This is a genomic window from Hanamia caeni, assembly GCF_003721595.1.
Taxonomy (GTDB): domain Bacteria; phylum Bacteroidota; class Bacteroidia; order Chitinophagales; family Chitinophagaceae; genus Ginsengibacter; species Ginsengibacter caeni.
The window spans coordinates 13,369-32,402 of sequence record NZ_RJJR01000008.1; the positions used below are offsets into that span (position 1 = coordinate 13,369).

Below are 19,034 nucleotides of genomic sequence, written 5' to 3' on the forward strand. Positions count from 1 at the left end.
AAAATTAAAGATAAAAATTGAGCGAACCCTGTTATTTCATTTTTATCTGCATCAGACTAGTTAGGCCTGGCTGTGCGATGCAGATCTGCTTTCAAATAACAATAATCAATTTTTGCCTTGATTTTTACACCAGCAAAGCTTGAGACAATTTTGCAGCACTGTTGAAAGCAATAAAATTTTAAAGCAGTTTTTTGCTCAATCAACAGTGAACAGACAAATATCACAGGTTTTTATTCTGAAGTAAACTTACACCTCCACATAACTCTCCACCGGCTCGCAGGTGCAAATTAAATTCCTGTCACCATAAGTATTATTCACTCTGCTCACCGCCGGCCAGAATTTATTTTCTCTGACATAATCCAATGGAAATGCGGCTTTGCCGCGTGGATAAGCATGATTCCATTCGTCGGCTGTAACAACTGATAAAGTATGCGGTGAATTTTTCAGCACATTGTCTCTCCTGTCTGCTTCGCCATTTTCAACACTTTTTATTTCTTCATAAATTGAGAGAAGCGCATCGCAAAATTTATCCAGTTCCTGTTTGTTTTCACTTTCTGTTGGTTCGATCATGATGGTTCCTACAACCGGAAAACTGAGTGTAGGTGCATGGAAGCCATAATCCATCAATCTCTTCGCCACATCTTCGGCTTCAATTCCCGCACTGTTTTTAAAAGGCCGCAGGTCAACAATAAATTCATGAGCGCAGGTTCCATTTTTGCCACTAAATAATATTTTAAAATTCTTTTTTAAAACTGCCCTCATATAATTTGCATTCAGGATAGCATATTCAGTCGCTTTTTTTAATCCGCTTTCTCCTAACATTTTGATGTAGGCATAGCTTATCAATAAAATACTTGCGGAGCCATACTGAGAAGCACTTACGGAGAAGTGACCGTCAGGATTGTTTTTTCCAGGTAAAAAAGGCGCTAATTTTTCATTTACACAAATCGGCCCCATACCAGGCCCGCCGCCGCCATGCGGAATCGCAAAAGTTTTATGCAGGTTCAAATGGCATACATCAGCGCCGATAAATCCGGGCGATGTCAATCCTACCTGCGCATTCATATTGGCGCCGTCCATATAAACAAGGCCGCCATTTTCATGAATGATTTTGCACATCTCAGTTATTCCTTCCTCAAACACGCCGTTGGTGGATGGATAGGTAACCATCAATCCTGCCAAAGAATCTCTATGCTTTTCGGCCTGTGCTTTTAAATCTTCTATTTCAATATTGCCGTGTTCATCACATTTAATTACTACTACTTTACAACCAGCCATCACGGCACTTGCGGGGTTAGTTCCATGTGCTGAAACAGGAATGAGTATCACATTCCGGTGATTTTCATTTTTACTTTCAAAATATCTTTTAATGGCAAGTAAACCTGCAAATTCGCCCTGCGCGCCACTATTCGGCTGAAGGCTGCATGCATGAAAACCAGTGATGGTGCACAACAGGCTTTCCAATTCTCGGATTATAAAATTATAGCCTTCGGTTTGTGAGGCCGGCGCAAAAGGATGAATTTTATTAAAATGCGCCCAGCTTACCGGAATGAGTTCTGAAGCTGCATTTAATTTCATCGTACATGAACCCAATGGAATCATTGAATGAACCAATGATAAATCCTTGTTTTCAAGCAATTTCAGGTACCGCATCATTTCTGTTTCGCTATGATATTTGTTGAATACCGGGTGCAGTAAAAAAGAGGAAGTTCTTTGTAAGGCCAAAGGAATATTATTTGGCGCCTTATCCTCTTCAAAGCTGATACTGGAAGTATCCACATTTTTCACTTCATTAAAGACGCTCACAATATCAAGCACATCGTTTTTGCTGGTAGTTTCATCCAGGGAGATGGAAACCAGGTTTTTTGATGGAAAATAAAAATTCATTTCATTTCTTTCTGAAACGGTTTTTATTTTTTCTACATTATCAATAGCCAAAGTAATTGTGTCAAAATAATGCGTATGAAGCAATTGATAGCCATTTTCTTCAAGTTGCAGGGCAAGGCTTTCGGTAAGAAACGCAATTCTCGAAGCAATATCCTTTAAACCTTTTGCTCCATGATACACAGCGTACATTGCTGACATATTGGCCAGTAAAGCCTGGGCTGTGCAAATATTAGAAGTAGCTTTTTCGCGCCGGATATGCTGTTCTCTTGTTTGTAAAGCCATACGAAGGGCACGGTTGCCCTGGGCATCTACACTTACGCCAATTATTCTTCCAGGAATATTTCTTTTAAATTCATCTCTTGTGGAAAAAAAAGCTGCGTGAGGGCCGCCGTATCCCATTGGAACTCCAAACCGCTGAGAAGAGCCAACTGCCACATCTGCCCCCAATTCGCCCGGTGGAGTTAATAAAGTAAGCGCCAGTAGATCAGTAGCCATAATCACCTTTGCATTTACGCTGTGCGCCGTTTCAATAAAATTTCTATAATCGTCGACCCCGCCCTCGCTATTGGGATATTGAACAATCACCCCAAAATAAGTTTCATCTAATTGCACGTTTTTATAATCGCCAAAAACCGGCTCAATGCCAACAGGCTTAGCTCTCGTGAGTAAAATTTCTTTTGTTTGACTAAATATTTTTTCATCAATAAAAAATTTGCCCGCGGTAATCTGATCATGGTCTTTATTTTTATGATTGAACAGCATGGACATTGCTTCGGCAGCGGCCGTTCCCTCATCAAGCAAACTTGCATTTGCGATTGGTAAAGCCGTTAAGTCGCACACCATTGTCTGAAAATTCAACAGGCTTTCCAAACGGCCCTGGGATATTTCGGCCTGGTAAGGTGTGTATTGAGTATACCATCCCGGGTTTTCAAAAAGATTTCGCTGAATAACTGAAGGAGTAATGGTATCATAATATCCCTGGCCGATATACGATTTAAAAACCTTGTTCTTATTTGCAATGGTTTTTAAATGAGATAAAAATTCAAACTCGCTTTCCGGCTCCGGGATTCCGAGCCTTTGTTTTAGCCTTATCGCCCTTGGCACTGTTTTATCTAAAAGTGCTTCCAGGCTGTCTACACCAATGGTAGCCAGCATTTCGCGGGTTTCGTTGTTGTCGGGGCCAATATGCCGCCCCGAAAATTCGGAAGATTGCTTTTCAAAAAGGTTCATTCTAATTTGTAGGTTTTTTCCACAGTAAATTAATAAATAGCGGGGATTTTTATTTTTCGATAAAAATGACGGCGCAAAGTTACATTTAGAAATGTTACTATAATTGTCTGAATCCGGATTTACAGGATTTTAGGATTTTCAGAACGTAGGTAGCTACCTATAATTTTCAAACAAAAAAATTTGAGTAAATTTATAAGGTAAATAAAACTTATGTCTACAACCTACTATTTAGAATCAGCGGATGAGTTGAATTCTGATTTGCTGGAATCAATAAAGGCTTTCTACAAATCAAAGCCTATAACTATAACTGTTGAAGAAGATGAAACTTATTTCAAACTGGACGATGAAATGAAAGCCATTTTAGATGAACGATTGAAAGAAGATGAGTCAACTTATCTTAGTGGCGAAACATCAATAAATCTTCTTAAGAAAAAATATAGCTTATAAAAAAAGAAATCCCCGGAAAAGTCCGAAAATTAAACAACTGCATCGTTAGAGTCTCCCTGTTTATCTTTGCAAAATGAATGAAGAAATTCTGAAAAATTGGGAAAAAAAATCTGCCGGCCACCAAAAAAATTACAAACATTTTTTAAAACGCGCTGATAAAAATAAAGTGCTTAAACAATTGCCGGTTCTGCATAAAGAAGCTTTTGAAAAAATTAATTGCCTTTCGTGCGCCAATTGTTGCCGCAATTATTCTCCAAGATTTAAAACGCCTGATATCAAAAGAATTGCGAAGCATTTAAAAATGAAAGAAGGAGATTTTATTGAAAAATATTTGCGGGTAGATGAAGACGGAGATTATGTTACCAAATCATCGCCATGCCCTTTTTTAGGAGAAGATAATTTTTGTTCCATTTATGAAAACCGGCCGTCTGATTGCCATCGGTTTCCATACACAGATGAAGATGTGATTTTTAAACGTCCCGCAATCACTTTAAAAAATTCTACTTTTTGCCCGATTGTTTATTTCGTTCTGGAAAAGCTGTCCTTTCCGACCTCCTCCAACGGCGGAGCTTAATAAATTAATGTTGAAGGAATTGTATTCTTCTTCATTTACCTGCACCATAAAAAGGAAATCCTGCTTATTTGTTCATTCACTGCAACAGGCTCCTTTTATATTTTCATATCTTCATGTTTATGTTAGTAGAAATCAATAAAGAAGGCATTGCCGATCGCTTTATGCGGTATGCGCGTATAGACACGCAAAGCTCTCCTACATCAGGAAAACATCCTTCCACTGAAAAGCAAAAGGATTTGAGCAGGCTTCTTGTAGATGAATTAAAAAAAATAGGAATTGAAGATGCCGAAATGGATGAATCCGGTTATGTATATGCCACCATTCCGTCCAATTCTTCTAAAACCAGTGTGCCTGTTATTTGCTATTGCAGCCATGTGGATACGGCCCCTGATTGTAGCGGCACAGGCGTTAAGCCCATCCTTCATAAAAATTATAATGGGGAAGATATAGTATTGCCTGACGATGCTTCACAGGTTTTATCGCCGGTGGTCTTTCCTTATTTAAAAACACAAATTGGCGGAGACATTATTACAGCAAGCGGCCTCACACTTTTAGGCGCTGATGATAAAAGCGGCGTTGCAGCTATCATGCAGGCGGCGGATTTTCTAATGAAAAATCCTGCTGTTATTCATGGAAAAATAAGAATTCTTTTTACCCCGGATGAAGAGATAGGTGAAGGCACTGAAAAGTTGGATTTGAAAAAACTCGCCGCGGATGTTGGTTATACGCTGGACGGTGGAGAAGCGGGCAGTTTGGAAGACGAAACATTCAGCGCTGATGCTGCCACTATTGTAATCAACGGTGTGATATCTCATCCGGGCTACGCAAAAAACAAATTGGTAAATGCGCTAAAAGTAGCAGGTGAGATTTTACATGCACTGCCCACTTCTGAATGGTCGCCGGAGACCACAGAAAAAAAGGAAGGATTTGTTCATCCCGTCCATTTTGATGGCATCGCTGAAAGAGCCACATTGGAATTTATTGTTCGTGATTTTGATGATGAGAAATTGAAAGAACACATCGGGCGATTAAAAAAAATTGCTGAAGAAGTGGTAAGCCATTACAAAGATGCTTCCATAGAATTCTCATCGCGGGAGCAGTATCGCAATATGAAGAAAATATTGGATCAGCATCCCCAGGTGGTGCAGTTTGCTGCTGAAGCGATAACACGGTCAGGCCTTGAGGTAAAGACAGAAAGTATCCGTGGTGGAACGGATGGAAGCCGGTTGAGCTATATGGGTTTGCCTTGTCCAAATTTATTTACCGGCATGCAGGGAATCCATTCAAAATTAGAATGGATTGGGGTGAATGATATGGCCAAAGCTGCAGAAACCATTGTGCATTTAAGTATGATTTGGGAAGAGAAAAGTTAATAGGTAAAAGATAAAATCGTGAGCAAAAAAATGTAAACAATGCCCTTCTTCAAACAAGACAAACCTTTTAAAGTTCCCACAACCGACGGAAAATTAATTGAAGAGCATTTTGGAAATGCTTCAACAAAAAATGAAAATCTCAGCATCGCGCACATGGTTGCGCCGCCCGGCTGGAGCGAGCCTTTTCAAAACCCTGAATTTGATGAATACACATTAATCAGCAAAGGCAAAAAGCTTTTTGAAGTGGATGGCGAAAAGATAATTGTTAATGAAGGAGAATCTATTTTGATAAAAAAGGGCAGCCGTGTTCACTATTCAAATCCTTTCGACAGTCCATGTGAGTATTGGAGTGTGTGCCTTCCTGCGTTTTCAATTGATAAAGTTCATAGGGAATAGTGGCGTTAATAAATTAGTTAAAGTTTATCATATGATTTTATTCATCTTTCAAATTTGAAATTACTTTTTACATTTGTTACTAAACCAAATTAAATGGATTTATTTTTTCTGCAGGTTGATTCAAGCGCATTAACTCACCCGGTTGCACAAACTCAAAACCTATGGGAAACCCTTGAAAGAGGGGGCGTACTTATGATTCCGCTTGGTCTTCTTTTCCTGGCAGCGCTGTATTTCTTTTTTGAAAGGCTGATTGCCATAAAAAAAGCATCAAAAATTGATGATAATTTTATGCGCATTATTCGCGACCATGTGGTAAACAGCAATGTAGCCGCTGCAAGAAGTTTTTCAAAAAATAATGAAAATCCTGTAGCCAGAATTATTGATAAGGGAATTCAAAGAATTGGAAAACCTATCGATGCAATAGAAAAAAGTATGGACAATGTAGGCGCGCTGGAATTATACAAACTGGAAAAAAATCTTTCTATCATTTCAATAGTTGCGCGCATCGCTCCTTTATTTGGTTTTCTAGGAACTATCATTGGTATGCTTGCCTTGTTTAAAGGAATCGCGGCCAGCACTGAATACACAGCCAATACAATAGCAGATGGTATTTATATCAAAATGATTACTTCAGCCACAGGGCTTATCATCGGAATATTGGCCTATATAGGCCACAGCTATCTGGTGACACAAATACACCGGATTGAAAATAAAATGGAAATTGCCAGCGCAGAATTCGTAGATATTTTGCAGGAGCCTACACATTAAAATCACGCGATTAAATAGTTTTAAAATCCAAAAATGAGTATCAGGAAAAGATTTAAAGAGGAAGATACCGAACTGGACACAAGTCCGTTAAACGATATCCTTTTCATTCTTATGTTTTTCTTTCTCATCATCTCTACTATGGCTAATCCAAATGTGATTAAGATGAATAATCCGCGCGCATCAAGCGATACAAAGGCCAAACAGAGCGTGATTGTAAGCATAAACAAAAACAAGCAGGTGTATATCGGGCAGGACGAAATTCCTTTTGACTCGCTGGAATCTGTGCTCAGAGGCCGTTTGCCCCTTGCTGACTCCTTAACTAAACCGGCTGTGGTAATCAACGCCGATTCTTTGGTGCAATGGGGCGATATTGTAAAAATCATGGAAGTGGCAAAGAAATTGGGCGCTACCACTTCCGCGTCAGTGCACAAGTAATCAGTTGTGAATCCCCTTCACCATTCTTTCTTTGCCATAAATATCTTTTTTTATTTCTGACTTGTATCCTGAATTTTCAAAAATATTTTTGACCTCGTTTGCGTATGCTTCATGTACTTCAACAAAAATTTTTCCTTTCGGCTTTAGGTGCGCTTTAGAAAATTCAGCAATCTTTTTATAAAAAATGAAAGGGTCATTATTTTCAACAAATAAAGCAATTGCCGGTTCAAAATCGGTAACATTTTTTGCAAGGATTTCTTTTTCGTTGAATGGGATATAAGGTGGATTGCTAACTATGGTGTCATAAGCCTGAAGAGGCTTCCAGGCATCTTCATTTAAAAAATTAATTTGAAAAAAATTAATTGATGCATTCAATTTGGCTGCGTTTTTTTTTGCTACTAACAACGCTTTTTCACTTACCTCAATGGCGCTAATATTTGAATCGGGCAATTCTTTTTTTAAGGCAACAGGAATGCAGCCGCTGCCAGTTCCAATATCAATAATGTTTGCTTCACTGTCAGCGTCAGCATTTTTCAAATCATTAATAATCCATTCCACCAATTCTTCCGTTTCAGGTCGTGGAATTAACACATTTTCATTCACAAAAAATTTCATTTTATAAAACCAGGCTTCATTCAACACATATTGAACGGGCGTATGTTTCATCAGCTTCTCTAAATAATTTTCTATTTTTTCAAAATGATTTTCAGTCAGTTCATTTTTTTTATTTTCCCTTCTTTCCCATTTCTTTAAGCCGGTCACATTTTCAAAAATCCAGTCGGAAATATTTTCTGCTTCGCGATGTTCATAAACCGTTTTTAACTTTTCTGCAAAATCAATATATGCCTCTGAAATTGTCATTATCACAAACTTAATTATTTTGTGAACCAATACACTACTAAACAAATAAACCAATTAATAACATCATGCCACCCGACGAACGATACATGAGCCGCTGCATTCAACTGGCAAGGTTAGGCGTCGGAAATGTGGCGCCCAATCCCATGGTTGGGGCTGTGTTGGTTTATGAAGACAAAATTATCGGCGAAGGTTATCATCAAAAATTTGGCGAAGCACACGCAGAAGTAAATTGCATTAACAGTGTGACGCATCAGGATAAAAACCGGATTGAAAAAAGTACGATATATGTTTCGTTGGAACCTTGTGCACATTATGGAAAAACACCGCCATGTTCTGATTTAATCATTCAAACAAAAATTAGAAAGGTAGTAGTTGGCTGCCAGGATATTTATAAAGAAGTAGCAGGAAAAGGAATTGAAAAGCTTCGAAATGCGGGCGTAGAAGTGGTTTCCGGAATTCTGGAAAATGAATGCAAAGAATTGAACAAACGTTTTTTCACTTTTCATCAAAAACAGCGGCCATACATTATTTTGAAATGGGCGCAAAGCGCAAATGGAAAAATTGGTTCAAAAGATAGTGAAAGAATTTTAATCAGTAATGATTACAGCAATCGCCTGGTGCATAAATGGCGGAGTGAAGAAGCGGCCATTTTAGTAGGCACCAATACCGTTTTAAAAGATGATCCGTCCTTAACCACAAGGTTATGGAAAGGAAATAACCCCATTCGAATTGTGATTGATAAAGAATTGAAAATTGCGCCTTCATCCAAAACTTTTGATGAGGAAGCGGAGACCCTGGTTTTTAATTTATCAAAAAATTCTGCAACAAAAAATACCCGGTTTATCAAACTGGACAAAGAAAATTTCATAAAAGAATTACTTGATTCGCTTTACAAAAATGAGATTCAAAGTGTGTTAATAGAAGGCGGTGCGAAAACGCTGCAATCATTTATTGACAGTGGCTTGTGGGATGAAGCAAGAATTATTACCAATGAAACAATGGTTGTTGAAGAGGGAATCAATGCGCCGCAAATGAAAAATTTTACCATGATACACCGCGAAAAATATTTTTCAGATTCTATCGCGTATTTCATAAGAAAATAAAAATCCTTTTTATTTATTGCTTTACCGCACAACAGACAACCGCATGACGCACTGAGGCAGCAAACAAAATGAAGTTTTTTGTAAATTTGCAGCCGTCAAAGTGAATATATTTATGTTCACTTTTTTTATCAATTACAAAAAATCAACTTCAATAATATGTTTGACTCTTTAAGCGACCGCCTCGATACCGCGTTTAAGAATTTAAAAGGACAGGGAAGAATCACCGAACTCAATATAGCTTCAACTATCAAAGATATCCGCCGCGCATTGGTGGATGCGGACGTGAACTATAAAATTGCCAAAGAATTTACAGATTCCATCAAAGAAAAAGCTACCGGTGAAAAAGTAATTAACGCCGTTAGCCCCGGGCAGCTAATGGTTAAAATTGTAAAGGATGAATTGACTGACCTGATGGGAGGTATAGAAACCGAACTCGATTTAAGCGGCAATCCGGCAATTATTTTAATTGCAGGCTTGCAGGGTAGTGGTAAAACAACTTTTAGCGGAAAGCTGGCCAATTATTTAAAAACAAAAAAAGGAAAATCGCCATTGCTCGTAGCCGGCGACGTTTACAGGCCTGCGGCCATTGAACAACTAAAAGTTTTGGGTGGCCAGATAAATGTGGATGTATACAGCGAGCCGGAAAATAAAAACGTGGTTGAGATTGCACAAAATGCCATCAAAGAAGCCAAAACGAAAAATAAAAATGTAGTCATCATTGATACGGCCGGCCGTTTAGCCATAGATGAAGTGATGATGACAGAAGTGGCCAATATCAAAAATGCATTAAATCCAAAAGAAATATTGTTTGTGGTAGACAGCATGACTGGCCAGGACGCGGTAAATACGGCCGCAGCATTCAACCAGCGTTTGAATTATACCGGAGTGGTGCTTACCAAACTGGATGGCGATACACGGGGGGGCGCCGCCATTTCTATTAAATACACCGTTAATAAGCCGATAAAATTTGTGAGCAGCGGTGAAAAGCTGGATACGCTTGACGTGTTTTATCCCGAGCGTATGGCGCAAAGGATTTTGGGAATGGGCGATATTGTGAGTTTGGTAGAAAAAGCGCAGGAGCAATTTGATGAAGCCCAGGCAGCAAAGCTTGAAAAGAAGATTCGTAAAAATCAGTTTGATTTCGAAGATTTCAAAACCCAATTGCAGCAGATAAAAAAGATGGGAAATCTCAAGGACTTGATGGGCATGATTCCCGGCGTAGGTAAGCAGATAAAAGATGTGGATATTAACGATGATTCATTTAAAGGAATTGAAGCCATTATAAATTCTATGACCCTGTTAGAGCGACGCAACCCCGATTTAATCAATCCAAGCCGGAAACAAAGAATTGCAAAAGGATCCGGAAAAGATATTTCTGAAGTTAACCAGTTTATCAAACAATTTGACCAGATGAAAAATATGATGAAAATGATGAATAAAATGCCTATGGGGAGGCTGGCAGGGCTAGGGAAAAAGTAAATTTTCACCAAATACGGGGAAATCATGAATTTTAATTAAGATAATACAACTTTTTTTTATAAAATAACTATTATCTTTTGCATTTTTCATGCACACATCTTATCTTCGCTGTCCTTTTTAGAAACCCAATTTAATCACCACCCAAAAAAATTTCTATTTTTTATGGCTGTAAAAATGAGATTGCAACGTCATGGCTCTAAAAAAAGGCCATTCTACTTTATCGTAGTTGCAGATTCCCGTAGCCCTCGCGATGGCAAATTTATTCAGAAACTCGGTTCTTACAATCCATTGACTGTTCCTGCTACCATACAGGTAGACCGTCAAAAAGCATTGGAATGGCTGCACAAAGGTGCACAGCCTACTGATACCGTTCGTCGTATTTTAAGTTTTAAAGGTGTGTTATACCTGAAGCATTTACTTCGCGGTGTATCCCTTGGCTTGTTCGATGAAGCTGCCGCTATGGAAAAATTTACCAAATGGAGCAGTGAACATGATTCTGAATTTGCGAAAAGACAGGAGAATCATAAAAAAACAAGAGCGGCAAGCCGCCCTTCATTTGTGAAAAAACCAGAAGGCCCGAAAGCTGTAAGGTCAGAAGCACCTGATAAAGCGCCAAAGGCTGAAACCTCCGGCGAATAACTGCAAACTTTAAGAAGCTTTAAAAAGTTGCCTTTCACGAGGTGGCTTTTTTTATTCTTATATCTTTATTGGAATCTTCGTTCGAAATGAGCAACATAAAGATTAAGAATTCTTTTGTTTTTCAAACGGCATTATTGTTGGACTTTCAATTTTCTAAATTCAAAAATTATGAAAATTGCAAAAATAATTCCTGCATTCATTATGCTTGCCGGCTTGGTGCTCGTATTCACGAATGCCAATTGCCAGGATAAACAAAAAGAAGAAGAAAAGATTGACGCCAGTATTAAGGTGCTGAAAGATTTTAGCCAAATGAAAGAAAGCATTCCCAAAGAATTGATGCAAATAACCGAAGGAATAATTGTGGTTCCAAAATTAATCAACGCAGGTTTTGTTGTCGGAGGAAAAAGGGGAAAAGGCATTGCAATCGTAAAATTAGAAGATGGCACCTGGAGTAATCCTGTATTTGTAACCATTACAGGTGGAAGTGTCGGTTTCCAGGCAGGTGTCCAGGCAGTAGATTTGGTTTTGGTATTTAAAAACCGGGAAACTTTGGAAGATATAGGGAACGGCAGCTTCACGTTGGGCGGTGATGTGTCTGTAACGGCCGGACCTGTAGGAAGAAGCAGCACGGCCAGCACCGATTATAAGCTAGAGGCAGAAGTGTATTCTTATTCAAGAAGTAAAGGACTTTTTGCAGGAATCAGCTTAGGCGGCTCTGCCATTTCGATTGATAAGAACGCAAATAAAGTTTTTTATGGAAACGAAGCTGATGCGGAAACTATATTCTCTGATACGCCTTCCTCTGCCGAAGCGGTTGAGCAATTGAAAAATGTTTTGAAAGAAATGTAATCAGATCTAACTAAATAATATTAAAACCCGCGTTACCTGGCCACCTCATAAAATTAAAATCATCACTATTTGTTTCTTTACTGGCAATTGATTCTTTAGATTGAATAAGTAATTATCCCATCAGATGTAAGACTTTTTACGATTTGTACAGTAAATTCAGTAGTTGAAAAATCAGTCAGTTTTGCGCTTGTGCAGTGTTGTGGCGCGGCCTATCTTTGTTCTCAGAAGTTGATTGATGTTCAACAAACATTAATCGCCAATCCAAATCCATTGAAAAATACCGATTCCTTTAATCCGGGAAAAACCAATAATCCGATATCAGTCAACTTCTTTTTTTTGAACCTATCCTTTTGAAAGATATTTATCCCAATGAAAACCGGCTTTAATCCAGCCGTAACCATCCTTGAAAAACTAATAACCTTCAGAAATGAAAATTTTAAAACTTTCGCTCAAAAAGCGGAAGTTTTTTTATGACCCAATACATTCCTTTCAAAAAATAGAAAAGAAAAATTTTAGGTATTTGTGCTTTTGCCGTCAAAAAAAAATGAGAAAAATACAAACGAAACCTCTGTAATGATTTCGACGTCCATTATTCAAATACATAAATGTTTTCTGAAGAAAGCGAAAGCTAAAAAGATTACGTGATATATTCTCGTAAAATTACGTGTCAGACAGTAAATTCAGTAGCAGAAAAATCAGTCAGTTTTGCGCTTGTGCAGTGTCGTGGTGCGGCCTATCTTTGTTCTCAGAAGTTGATTGATGTTCAACAAACATTAATCGCCAATCCAAATCCATTGAAAAATACCGATTCCTTTAATCCAGGAAAAACCAATAATCCGATATCAGTCAACTTCTTTTTTTTGAACCTATCCTTTTGAAAGATATTATCCCAATGAAAACCGGCCCTAATCCAGCCGTAATTTATCCAAAGAAAACCAAAAACCTAAGAGTCAAATTTTTAAAAAACTTTCGCCCAAAAAGCGGAAGTTTTTTTTTAAAAAAATTTTGTTTTATTTATGTATATAAAAAAGGCAGCCTTTCGACTGCCTTTAATTCAATTACTGCAAACATGTAAGCCGGATTCTGTGGTCCGCCAGGCGACGGACGGTTATCATTTATCTGGCTGTTGCATTACTGCAACAATCTTGCTGCCTACCCTTCCCGTTATTCCGCGAAAGCGGAAATATAAACGAGCAGCTTATAATGCCTTGCGACATACCGGGATTTACGTGGCATTGCAGTACACAAGGTTTACCCATAATTACAATTACTTGTAATTATCGTGAGCTCTTACCTCACGTTTTCACCCTTATCCCGATAAAAATCGGGACGGTAATTTTCTGTGGCACTATCTTCCCGGTTTACCGAAATCTCAGCGCCGGACCGGCTATTAACCGGTGTGTTGCTCTATACTGTCCGGACTTTCCTTTCGTTCGAAAAATCAAACGAACGATAACCCGTTTGCAGCACCTGCGAATATACGATTTTAAAACTCCTTTTCCAATCCAGAAAGCTAATACTGAAAGTAGATTTCAGTGGCGCCAAAACCAAATCTTTCATGATATTGATTGGCAAAAGTTCTTACTTCTTTTTTTGTCTTCAGTATTTCGTGTATTTCATTTCTAAGCTTGCCGGTACCTACTCCGTGAATCACCACGAGATTTGGCTGACGGTGGGCAATTGCCAATTGATAATATTTTTCAAAATGATTTAACTGAATGGTAAGAATTTCAAAATTGCTGAGCCCTTTCCAATTGTCTATTAATTTTTCAATATGCAAATCTACCACGGAGCGGGCAGGCTCCAGCTTTTGCCGCGCCCGCGAAATATTATAAAATTCAGTTGACTTATTATAATCGGGAACTACATCATCCACTTTATCCGGGTAATGGTCAAAAAGCTGAAATGCAAAAGTGGGTTCATTTTTCATTTTAATTTCTTCAATCTTCTGAAATAATTGTTTTGCTTTTATTTTGAAAGTTGTTTCATAATGGTCAGCCTTTTTTTTGTTAGAGTTTATTAATTCAAAATCAAATTCAAATTTTGGTGCATCATTCATTTCTTCAAAAGGAATATCATGAAGATAAAATTCTTTAAAAGGCAGGATCGAATTATTTAAATGAAAATCTGATGAATCTTTAAACCTTACCTGGTAATTAAAACGGTAAGATTCGTTCGTTTGATTAAGAAGATAAATCTTAAATTTTTCTACCACGTCATCTTCAAAAATGTCCTTCTCAAAAACCGGCAGAAAAGAAAGCCAAACGCCTGAATGAATTTGACTTTTTTTGGTAGCCTCCTCTTTTTTTAGATTATCTACATAAACCTTTTCTCTTTTAGGAACAACAATTTTTTTCTCTGAAAATCTTTTAAAATAGGGAAAATCGATCTGGTCAAAATATACAGGAAACCGAACGCCATTCACATCTACCAAAACCATTTCTGAATTGATAATTTCCACCACTTCACCTTCTTCCTGTGAATGTAATATCAGAACTATATCACCTACCTCGTATTTCATTTTCCAAAGATACTTTGATTTGATTTTTGCGGATTTACTCACCAATCAATTAACAGCAGTAAAGCAATATTTATCGTTCTTTTTTATTTTATAATGATGATTACGTCAGGAAAGTACCGCAAGCATTTACTTCAGATTATTAAAACAATTTACAAAGGCATTCCAAATTGAATCCCTGTCAACATTAAACTTTTTACATTTTTTTGTTGGATGAGCACTTTGAATTTTGTTCCCATATCCATTAATAATTTTTGGATTTGCCATATCGCTGCGCGGTTATTTTCCGGATCACGAAGCTCGAAATTTCTTAAATAATTCATGAGCCCAAGTGAACGAAGAAAATTAGCCTGAGTAGTAAATCCGGAACATTCCAATCCAGCTTTTTTGCCCCAGTGGCTCAATGCAGAAAAATTTACATGCGCCGTAATATCCTGGCTGCCGATGTCGGTATAAAAAGAAGTATTTACCTGGTGATTTTTATAACAAACAATAGTTCCTGTATTTCTTTTCGGGTTATAAAGCTCTTCAGCCGCGTAACCATAATCAATCGTTAGCACAAAACCTTTTTCTAAGCTTTCAGAAATTTCTTTTATCCATTCAATAGCTTCAAGATTAATTTCTGTTACGTATCCATAAGGGAGTTCAATATGTTGTTCGTTTAAATAATTCTTTAATTCCCGCGAAGCAGGACGAAGAACTTCGCAAAAACCGTTGTTGTAATCTACATAGATTTCCATCAACTCCTTTTCCATTTTCACCCTGTGAACGGCAAAATTGTCAAGCAATTCGTTTGATAAAACACAACCATTTACCGGCCCTATTTCGCTGATGGAATTGTACCAGGAAACTTTTTCGGGTAAATGACTTTGTTGATTTTTTCGCAATGCTTCGCCCTTTTCAACAATGCAATATGAAAGCTGTTCGTACAGTGTTGGATTATTTTTCAGGTTACAAAGTATATCATTGCAAAGCGAACCGGTGCCTGCTCCATACTCCACAATGGTAGATGGTTTCTTATCCAGCGCCATCCACATTTCTTCTATTTGTTTTCCAATGAGCTCTCCAAATAGCGAGCTTACTATCGGGCTTGTATAAAAGTCGCCTTCCTTTCCAATCTTACTTTTGCCGGAGTTATAATATCCAAAAGATGGGTAATACAAGGCCATTTCCATGAAATCATGAAATGAAACCGGCCCGTCGCTTCTTATTTTCAATTGTATAATTTCTGAAAGATCCATGCTGAATTGTTTCAATTAAGAAAGCACTACAAGGCAGAATTGATGAAGCAAATTAACCCAGATACAAAAAGATAACAAGACGGCTATAGAAATAAATTTCGTTTAACCATCACCGTTACTCAAGAATCATTTTCCATATTTCATCAATTGTTTGCTGCGTATAAAAACTTTTTTTTGCGCTCGCCTTATTAAAATTGATCAGTGAATTACAATTAGCCATTGTGTGGTCAGGGAAAATAGTCTCTATAATATTTGTATTGATGAGAATTTCAATGCCATCCTTTTGTTTTACTTTAATGAACTGTGCCATAGCTTTCTATTTTGAATTTCTTTTTATTGTTTAGGTTTTATTATTTAAGATTGCTGATCGCTTCAAAACCTGAAGGTGGGCTTATTTTTCTTACCAGCGCTTCCGCATTTATTAAAGCGTGCTTGTCCTGCAATTCTTTGGTCAAAATTTGCTTGGCTTGTTTTTCTGCGGGTGGATTTAATTTTTCAGCCTTTTCAAATTCAATGACCTGTTTTAAAAAATCTTCCGGCAAATCTTTCATATACCTGGAAAGCAATTCTAAAAACTCTGAAGCAAAAAACTGATCCACCTGTATTTTTCTTTTGGTAGTGTGCGTGAATTTTCCAATCAGGCGGCAGATATTGTCGCGTTCATCAGGGCTTAGCTGGTTTACAAATTCGTAATCTTCAATTTTCTTTAAGGTAAGGATAATAGATTCAAGTGAATCAATAGTGATGACATACACATTGTAATCGCCCATATTGTAAACAAACTGTTTTATGGTGTGAATGGTATTCGTTGGCACTACCAGGAAAATATCCTTTTTCACTTTTTCCTGGTTTGCATATTTCCGCAACGATTCTGTTTGCGCCTTAATATATTTCGGAAAATTTATAAGATCATTGTTTGACGGACATTTTGCATCGAACACAATAAACTCTTCACAAATCTCCAAAGTATTATCAGGATTGCCACGAAAAGGAACTACATCAACATACCTGATAAAATGACTTTTGCAAATCGTGCGTATGTTCTGCTCTACGGTAGCTTCGTGCTCGCTCCATTGCCGTTTCATTTTTTCAAATGATTCCCTTTGTTCCTCAAGCCTCTCGTCATTGTGTTTTTTAATTTGTTCCTCCAAAGTATGTTTAAGCTGGTTTAGCTGCCCGATGTTGTTTCTATAATTTATCTCACGTTGTTCTTCAGTATTCTCATGTTTCAGATTTGCATTTTTTAACTCAGACTTTTCAGTTACCAAAGCCTCAATCTTATGATTTAACAAATTGACTTCTTCCTCATTTTTGAAATTCATTTTTTCCAAATGATCAACACTTTCAATTAAAGCCTCATTCCTCGTTTCGAACTGCAAAATTTTTTTTTCAAGCAAATGCAATTGCTCCTCTTTCTCCAATAAATTTCTCTGGATTGATTTAAATTCATCAAATGCATCATAACTTAAATTGCGCAGTGATTGCCAGGAAAATAGCCTTTGCCAAAACGTGAGTCCTTTTATTTTAATAAAAAACAGGTTTAATTTTTCCATAAAAATTGCAACATGAAGGTTATAAAATTAATGTCTTCATTGTACCATGATCAACAACCCCTGAATTAACAAACATCAGTAAGCACTGAAGTAAGTTATAAAAAAAATTTCCGTCAAGTGGCGGAAATTTTTTGTGAAATTTTTATTTCGGAATCATTTGCAAACATACAGGCCTCGGCACATGTATCGTTTTTCCTGTTTCGCTCAACATGCCGGTTTCTTTATCTCTTTTAAAAATGATAATACTTTCTGAATCCTGGTTGGCTGCCAATAAAAAATTTCCGCTGGGGTCAATCATAAAATGCCTGGGATGCTGGCCCAAAGAAGATTGTGTGCCTTTAAATGCGAGTTTGCCGGTAGTGGCGTCTATTGAAAAGACGGTTATGATATTGAGATCGGCGCGATCAGAAGTGTAAAGAAATTTGCCATCCGGTGAAATATTAATTTCCGCGCCATCTTTCCTTCCTGTAGTTCCGTCGGGAAAAGTGGGAAGGTCCTGGATTTCCGTAAATTTTCCATCGGCATATTTGTAGGTGGTAACTGTACCGCTTAATTCATGCATGAGGTAAGCAAACTTTTTATTGGGTGAAAAAACGATGTGTCTTGGACCACTTCCTTTTTTTGATTCAACAAAAGATGGAGTTGATAAGGTTAGCGGTTGGTCTTTTGTTTTATCAAATTTGTAGATGATTAATTTATCCAATCCTAAATCAGGCGTTACCAAATATTTTTCGTCAGGCGAAAAAACGGTTTCATGTACATGAGACGTTGCGGTGCTTCCTGAATCGCGGTAGATAGTGTCATTAATCAATTGCGAATAAGGTTTTAAAGAACCATCTTCATTAATTGGAATTACAGTAGCAGTGCCGCTGGAATAATTAGCCACTGTGAGCCATTTATTATCCGAAGTAGTCGCCAAATAACAGGGATCATCGCCTCCTGAAGCGGTGGTGTTGATAAACTTCAAAGTGCCGTTTGACCGGTCAAAAGAATAAGCGGAAACTCTGCCGGGGTTAACGCCATTGGTTTCATTAACGGCATATACAAACTTCTGATCGCCCGAAACACTAACCCATGAAGGATTGGTAACACTATCTGTATTACTTACCAGTGTTGCATCGCCGGTTGCAGCATTAAAATCATAAACATATATGCCTTTACTGGAGGTGTTAGTGTAGGTGCCTACAAATAAATAATAACGTTGCTCACTGGAGCACGATGCAAGCATTATCAAAACACATAAAGCCAATAAATTTTTAAAAGCAATCGTTTTATTTTTCATCTTAATTAGTTGATTTTTTTTATAAATAAAATATTTCCATTTGAATAATCTTAATGGTTCCTGATCACTTCAAATTTTTTAAAATCTGTCTTTTCTCTTTTTGAAACTTCAACCTTTTCTACAAAAGCTCTTTCCGGCCCGGTTTTACAAAATTCGATAAACTGTTCCACCTCGCTTTTATCCCCCGTAACCACAGCTTCTACTTTACCATCCGCGCAATTTTTTATCCATCCGTTAATATGTAATTTTTCAGCAAGGCGCCGGGAGGTTTCCCTGAAAAAGACACCCTGCACTTTACCGCTAATCAATAAATGCATTGTCTCCATATTTTCAAAGATAGGGATACAAATTTTCCGGAAGGAAAATACAAATCAAAATTATTTGTTCTTTTACTATACA

Annotated in this window: 18 protein-coding genes and 1 other RNA gene; 10 read left to right on the plus strand and 9 right to left on the minus strand. The window is 37.6% G+C overall.

What is annotated here, in order from left to right; translation table 11 throughout:
- Window positions 1-246: 246 nt before the first annotated feature.
- Window positions 247-3,117, minus strand: coding sequence for an aminomethyl-transferring glycine dehydrogenase (gcvP, locus tag EFY79_RS10405; RefSeq protein WP_123120651.1), 2,871 nt, complete (start codon window positions 3,115-3,117; stop codon window positions 247-249).
- Between the two features lie 210 nt (window positions 3,118-3,327).
- Between gcvP and EFY79_RS10410 the strand changes: the two genes are divergently transcribed.
- The 6 genes from EFY79_RS10410 to EFY79_RS10435 all read left to right on the plus strand — a co-directional run bounded on the left by EFY79_RS10410 (window position 3,328) and on the right by EFY79_RS10435 (window position 7,110).
- Window positions 3,328-3,564 carry a hypothetical protein gene (locus tag EFY79_RS10410; RefSeq protein ID WP_123120652.1) on the plus strand — a complete coding sequence of 79 codons (237 nt, stop codon included), beginning with the start codon at window positions 3,328-3,330 and terminating at the stop codon, window positions 3,562-3,564.
- Between the two features lie 73 nt (window positions 3,565-3,637).
- A complete protein-coding gene (locus EFY79_RS10415; RefSeq protein WP_123120653.1) occupies window positions 3,638-4,138 on the plus strand; it encodes a YkgJ family cysteine cluster protein in 501 nt (166 codons plus the stop codon).
- Window positions 4,139-4,257: 119 nt separating this feature from the next.
- Window positions 4,258-5,511, plus strand: coding sequence for a peptidase T (pepT, locus tag EFY79_RS10420; RefSeq protein WP_123120654.1), 1,254 nt, complete (start codon window positions 4,258-4,260; stop codon window positions 5,509-5,511).
- A 39-nt stretch (window positions 5,512-5,550) separates the two neighbouring features.
- Window positions 5,551-5,907 (plus strand): cupin domain-containing protein, encoded by a 357-nt coding sequence (locus EFY79_RS10425; protein WP_123120655.1) that lies wholly within the window; start codon window positions 5,551-5,553, stop codon window positions 5,905-5,907.
- A gap of 93 nt (window positions 5,908-6,000) precedes the next feature.
- Window positions 6,001-6,675: a MotA/TolQ/ExbB proton channel family protein gene (locus EFY79_RS10430; RefSeq protein ID WP_123120656.1), complete on the plus strand. Its 675-nt coding sequence runs from the start codon at window positions 6,001-6,003 to the stop codon at window positions 6,673-6,675.
- A gap of 33 nt (window positions 6,676-6,708) precedes the next feature.
- Window positions 6,709-7,110: an ExbD/TolR family protein gene (locus EFY79_RS10435; protein ID WP_123120657.1), complete on the plus strand. Its 402-nt coding sequence runs from the start codon at window positions 6,709-6,711 to the stop codon at window positions 7,108-7,110.
- On the opposite strand, the gene prmC is transcribed toward EFY79_RS10435, so the two are convergent.
- Window positions 7,111-7,971, minus strand: coding sequence for a peptide chain release factor N(5)-glutamine methyltransferase (gene prmC / locus EFY79_RS10440; RefSeq protein ID WP_123120658.1), 861 nt, complete (start codon window positions 7,969-7,971; stop codon window positions 7,111-7,113). It abuts the gene before it with no gap.
- Window positions 7,972-8,036: 65 nt separating this feature from the next.
- On the opposite strand from prmC, the gene ribD reads away from it, so the two are divergent.
- The 4 genes from ribD to EFY79_RS10460 all read left to right on the plus strand — a co-directional run bounded on the left by ribD (window position 8,037) and on the right by EFY79_RS10460 (window position 12,041).
- Window positions 8,037-9,074: a bifunctional diaminohydroxyphosphoribosylaminopyrimidine deaminase/5-amino-6-(5-phosphoribosylamino)uracil reductase RibD gene (gene ribD / locus EFY79_RS10445; RefSeq protein WP_233577977.1), complete on the plus strand. Its 1,038-nt coding sequence runs from the start codon at window positions 8,037-8,039 to the stop codon at window positions 9,072-9,074.
- Window positions 9,075-9,230: 156 nt separating this feature from the next.
- Complete coding sequence (gene ffh / locus EFY79_RS10450; RefSeq protein ID WP_123120660.1) at window positions 9,231-10,553, plus strand: signal recognition particle protein; 1,323 nt, start codon at window positions 9,231-9,233, stop codon at window positions 10,551-10,553.
- A 162-nt stretch (window positions 10,554-10,715) separates the two neighbouring features.
- Window positions 10,716-11,192 carry a 30S ribosomal protein S16 gene (rpsP, locus tag EFY79_RS21950; protein WP_123120661.1) on the plus strand — a complete coding sequence of 159 codons (477 nt, stop codon included), beginning with the start codon at window positions 10,716-10,718 and terminating at the stop codon, window positions 11,190-11,192.
- A gap of 168 nt (window positions 11,193-11,360) precedes the next feature.
- A complete protein-coding gene (locus EFY79_RS10460) occupies window positions 11,361-12,041 on the plus strand; it encodes a lipid-binding SYLF domain-containing protein (RefSeq protein WP_123120662.1) in 681 nt (226 codons plus the stop codon).
- 1,056 nt (window positions 12,042-13,097) lie between these two features.
- Here EFY79_RS10460 and rnpB read toward each other — a convergent pair.
- The 7 genes from rnpB to EFY79_RS10495 form a co-directional block, all read right to left on the minus strand.
- Window positions 13,098-13,509, minus strand: an RNA gene (gene rnpB, locus EFY79_RS10465) — RNase P RNA component class A.
- 45 nt (window positions 13,510-13,554) lie between these two features.
- Complete coding sequence (locus EFY79_RS10470) at window positions 13,555-14,562, minus strand: Smr/MutS family protein (RefSeq protein WP_123120870.1); 1,008 nt, start codon at window positions 14,560-14,562, stop codon at window positions 13,555-13,557.
- Window positions 14,563-14,711: 149 nt separating this feature from the next.
- Window positions 14,712-15,800: a class I SAM-dependent methyltransferase gene (locus EFY79_RS10475; protein ID WP_123120871.1), complete on the minus strand. Its 1,089-nt coding sequence runs from the start codon at window positions 15,798-15,800 to the stop codon at window positions 14,712-14,714.
- A 115-nt stretch (window positions 15,801-15,915) separates the two neighbouring features.
- Window positions 15,916-16,110: a hypothetical protein gene (locus tag EFY79_RS10480; RefSeq protein WP_123120663.1), complete on the minus strand. Its 195-nt coding sequence runs from the start codon at window positions 16,108-16,110 to the stop codon at window positions 15,916-15,918.
- A gap of 40 nt (window positions 16,111-16,150) precedes the next feature.
- The gene (locus tag EFY79_RS10485; RefSeq protein ID WP_123120664.1) at window positions 16,151-17,353 is read right to left on the minus strand and encodes a coiled-coil domain-containing protein; all 1,203 of its coding nucleotides are present in this window, start codon (window positions 17,351-17,353) and stop codon (window positions 16,151-16,153) included.
- Window positions 17,354-17,495: 142 nt separating this feature from the next.
- The gene (locus tag EFY79_RS10490; RefSeq protein WP_123120665.1) at window positions 17,496-18,635 is read right to left on the minus strand and encodes a lactonase family protein; all 1,140 of its coding nucleotides are present in this window, start codon (window positions 18,633-18,635) and stop codon (window positions 17,496-17,498) included.
- A 50-nt stretch (window positions 18,636-18,685) separates the two neighbouring features.
- Complete coding sequence (locus tag EFY79_RS10495; RefSeq protein WP_123120666.1) at window positions 18,686-18,961, minus strand: acylphosphatase; 276 nt, start codon at window positions 18,959-18,961, stop codon at window positions 18,686-18,688.
- Window positions 18,962-19,034: the final 73 nt, after the last annotated feature.

Coding starts and splice junctions, on each gene's coding strand:
- gcvP (WP_123120651.1), bottom strand. CDS start 3,117: ATGAACCTTTTTGAAAAGCAATCTTCCGAATTTTCGGGGCGGCATATT.
- EFY79_RS10410 (WP_123120652.1), top strand. CDS start 3,328: ATGTCTACAACCTACTATTTAGAATCAGCGGATGAGTTGAATTCTGAT.
- EFY79_RS10415 (WP_123120653.1), top strand. CDS start 3,638: ATGAATGAAGAAATTCTGAAAAATTGGGAAAAAAAATCTGCCGGCCAC.
- pepT (WP_123120654.1), top strand. CDS start 4,258: ATGTTAGTAGAAATCAATAAAGAAGGCATTGCCGATCGCTTTATGCGG.
- EFY79_RS10425 (WP_123120655.1), top strand. CDS start 5,551: ATGCCCTTCTTCAAACAAGACAAACCTTTTAAAGTTCCCACAACCGAC.
- EFY79_RS10430 (WP_123120656.1), top strand. CDS start 6,001: ATGGATTTATTTTTTCTGCAGGTTGATTCAAGCGCATTAACTCACCCG.
- EFY79_RS10435 (WP_123120657.1), top strand. CDS start 6,709: ATGAGTATCAGGAAAAGATTTAAAGAGGAAGATACCGAACTGGACACA.
- prmC (WP_123120658.1), bottom strand. CDS start 7,971: ATGACAATTTCAGAGGCATATATTGATTTTGCAGAAAAGTTAAAAACG.
- ribD (WP_233577977.1), top strand. CDS start 8,037: ATGCCACCCGACGAACGATACATGAGCCGCTGCATTCAACTGGCAAGG.
- ffh (WP_123120660.1), top strand. CDS start 9,231: ATGTTTGACTCTTTAAGCGACCGCCTCGATACCGCGTTTAAGAATTTA.
- rpsP (WP_123120661.1), top strand. CDS start 10,716: ATGGCTGTAAAAATGAGATTGCAACGTCATGGCTCTAAAAAAAGGCCA.
- EFY79_RS10460 (WP_123120662.1), top strand. CDS start 11,361: ATGAAAATTGCAAAAATAATTCCTGCATTCATTATGCTTGCCGGCTTG.
- EFY79_RS10470 (WP_123120870.1), bottom strand. CDS start 14,562: ATGAAATACGAGGTAGGTGATATAGTTCTGATATTACATTCACAGGAA.
- EFY79_RS10475 (WP_123120871.1), bottom strand. CDS start 15,800: ATGGATCTTTCAGAAATTATACAATTGAAAATAAGAAGCGACGGGCCG.
- EFY79_RS10480 (WP_123120663.1), bottom strand. CDS start 16,110: ATGGCACAGTTCATTAAAGTAAAACAAAAGGATGGCATTGAAATTCTC.
- EFY79_RS10485 (WP_123120664.1), bottom strand. CDS start 17,353: ATGGAAAAATTAAACCTGTTTTTTATTAAAATAAAAGGACTCACGTTT.
- EFY79_RS10490 (WP_123120665.1), bottom strand. CDS start 18,635: ATGAAAAATAAAACGATTGCTTTTAAAAATTTATTGGCTTTATGTGTT.
- EFY79_RS10495 (WP_123120666.1), bottom strand. CDS start 18,961: ATGGAGACAATGCATTTATTGATTAGCGGTAAAGTGCAGGGTGTCTTT.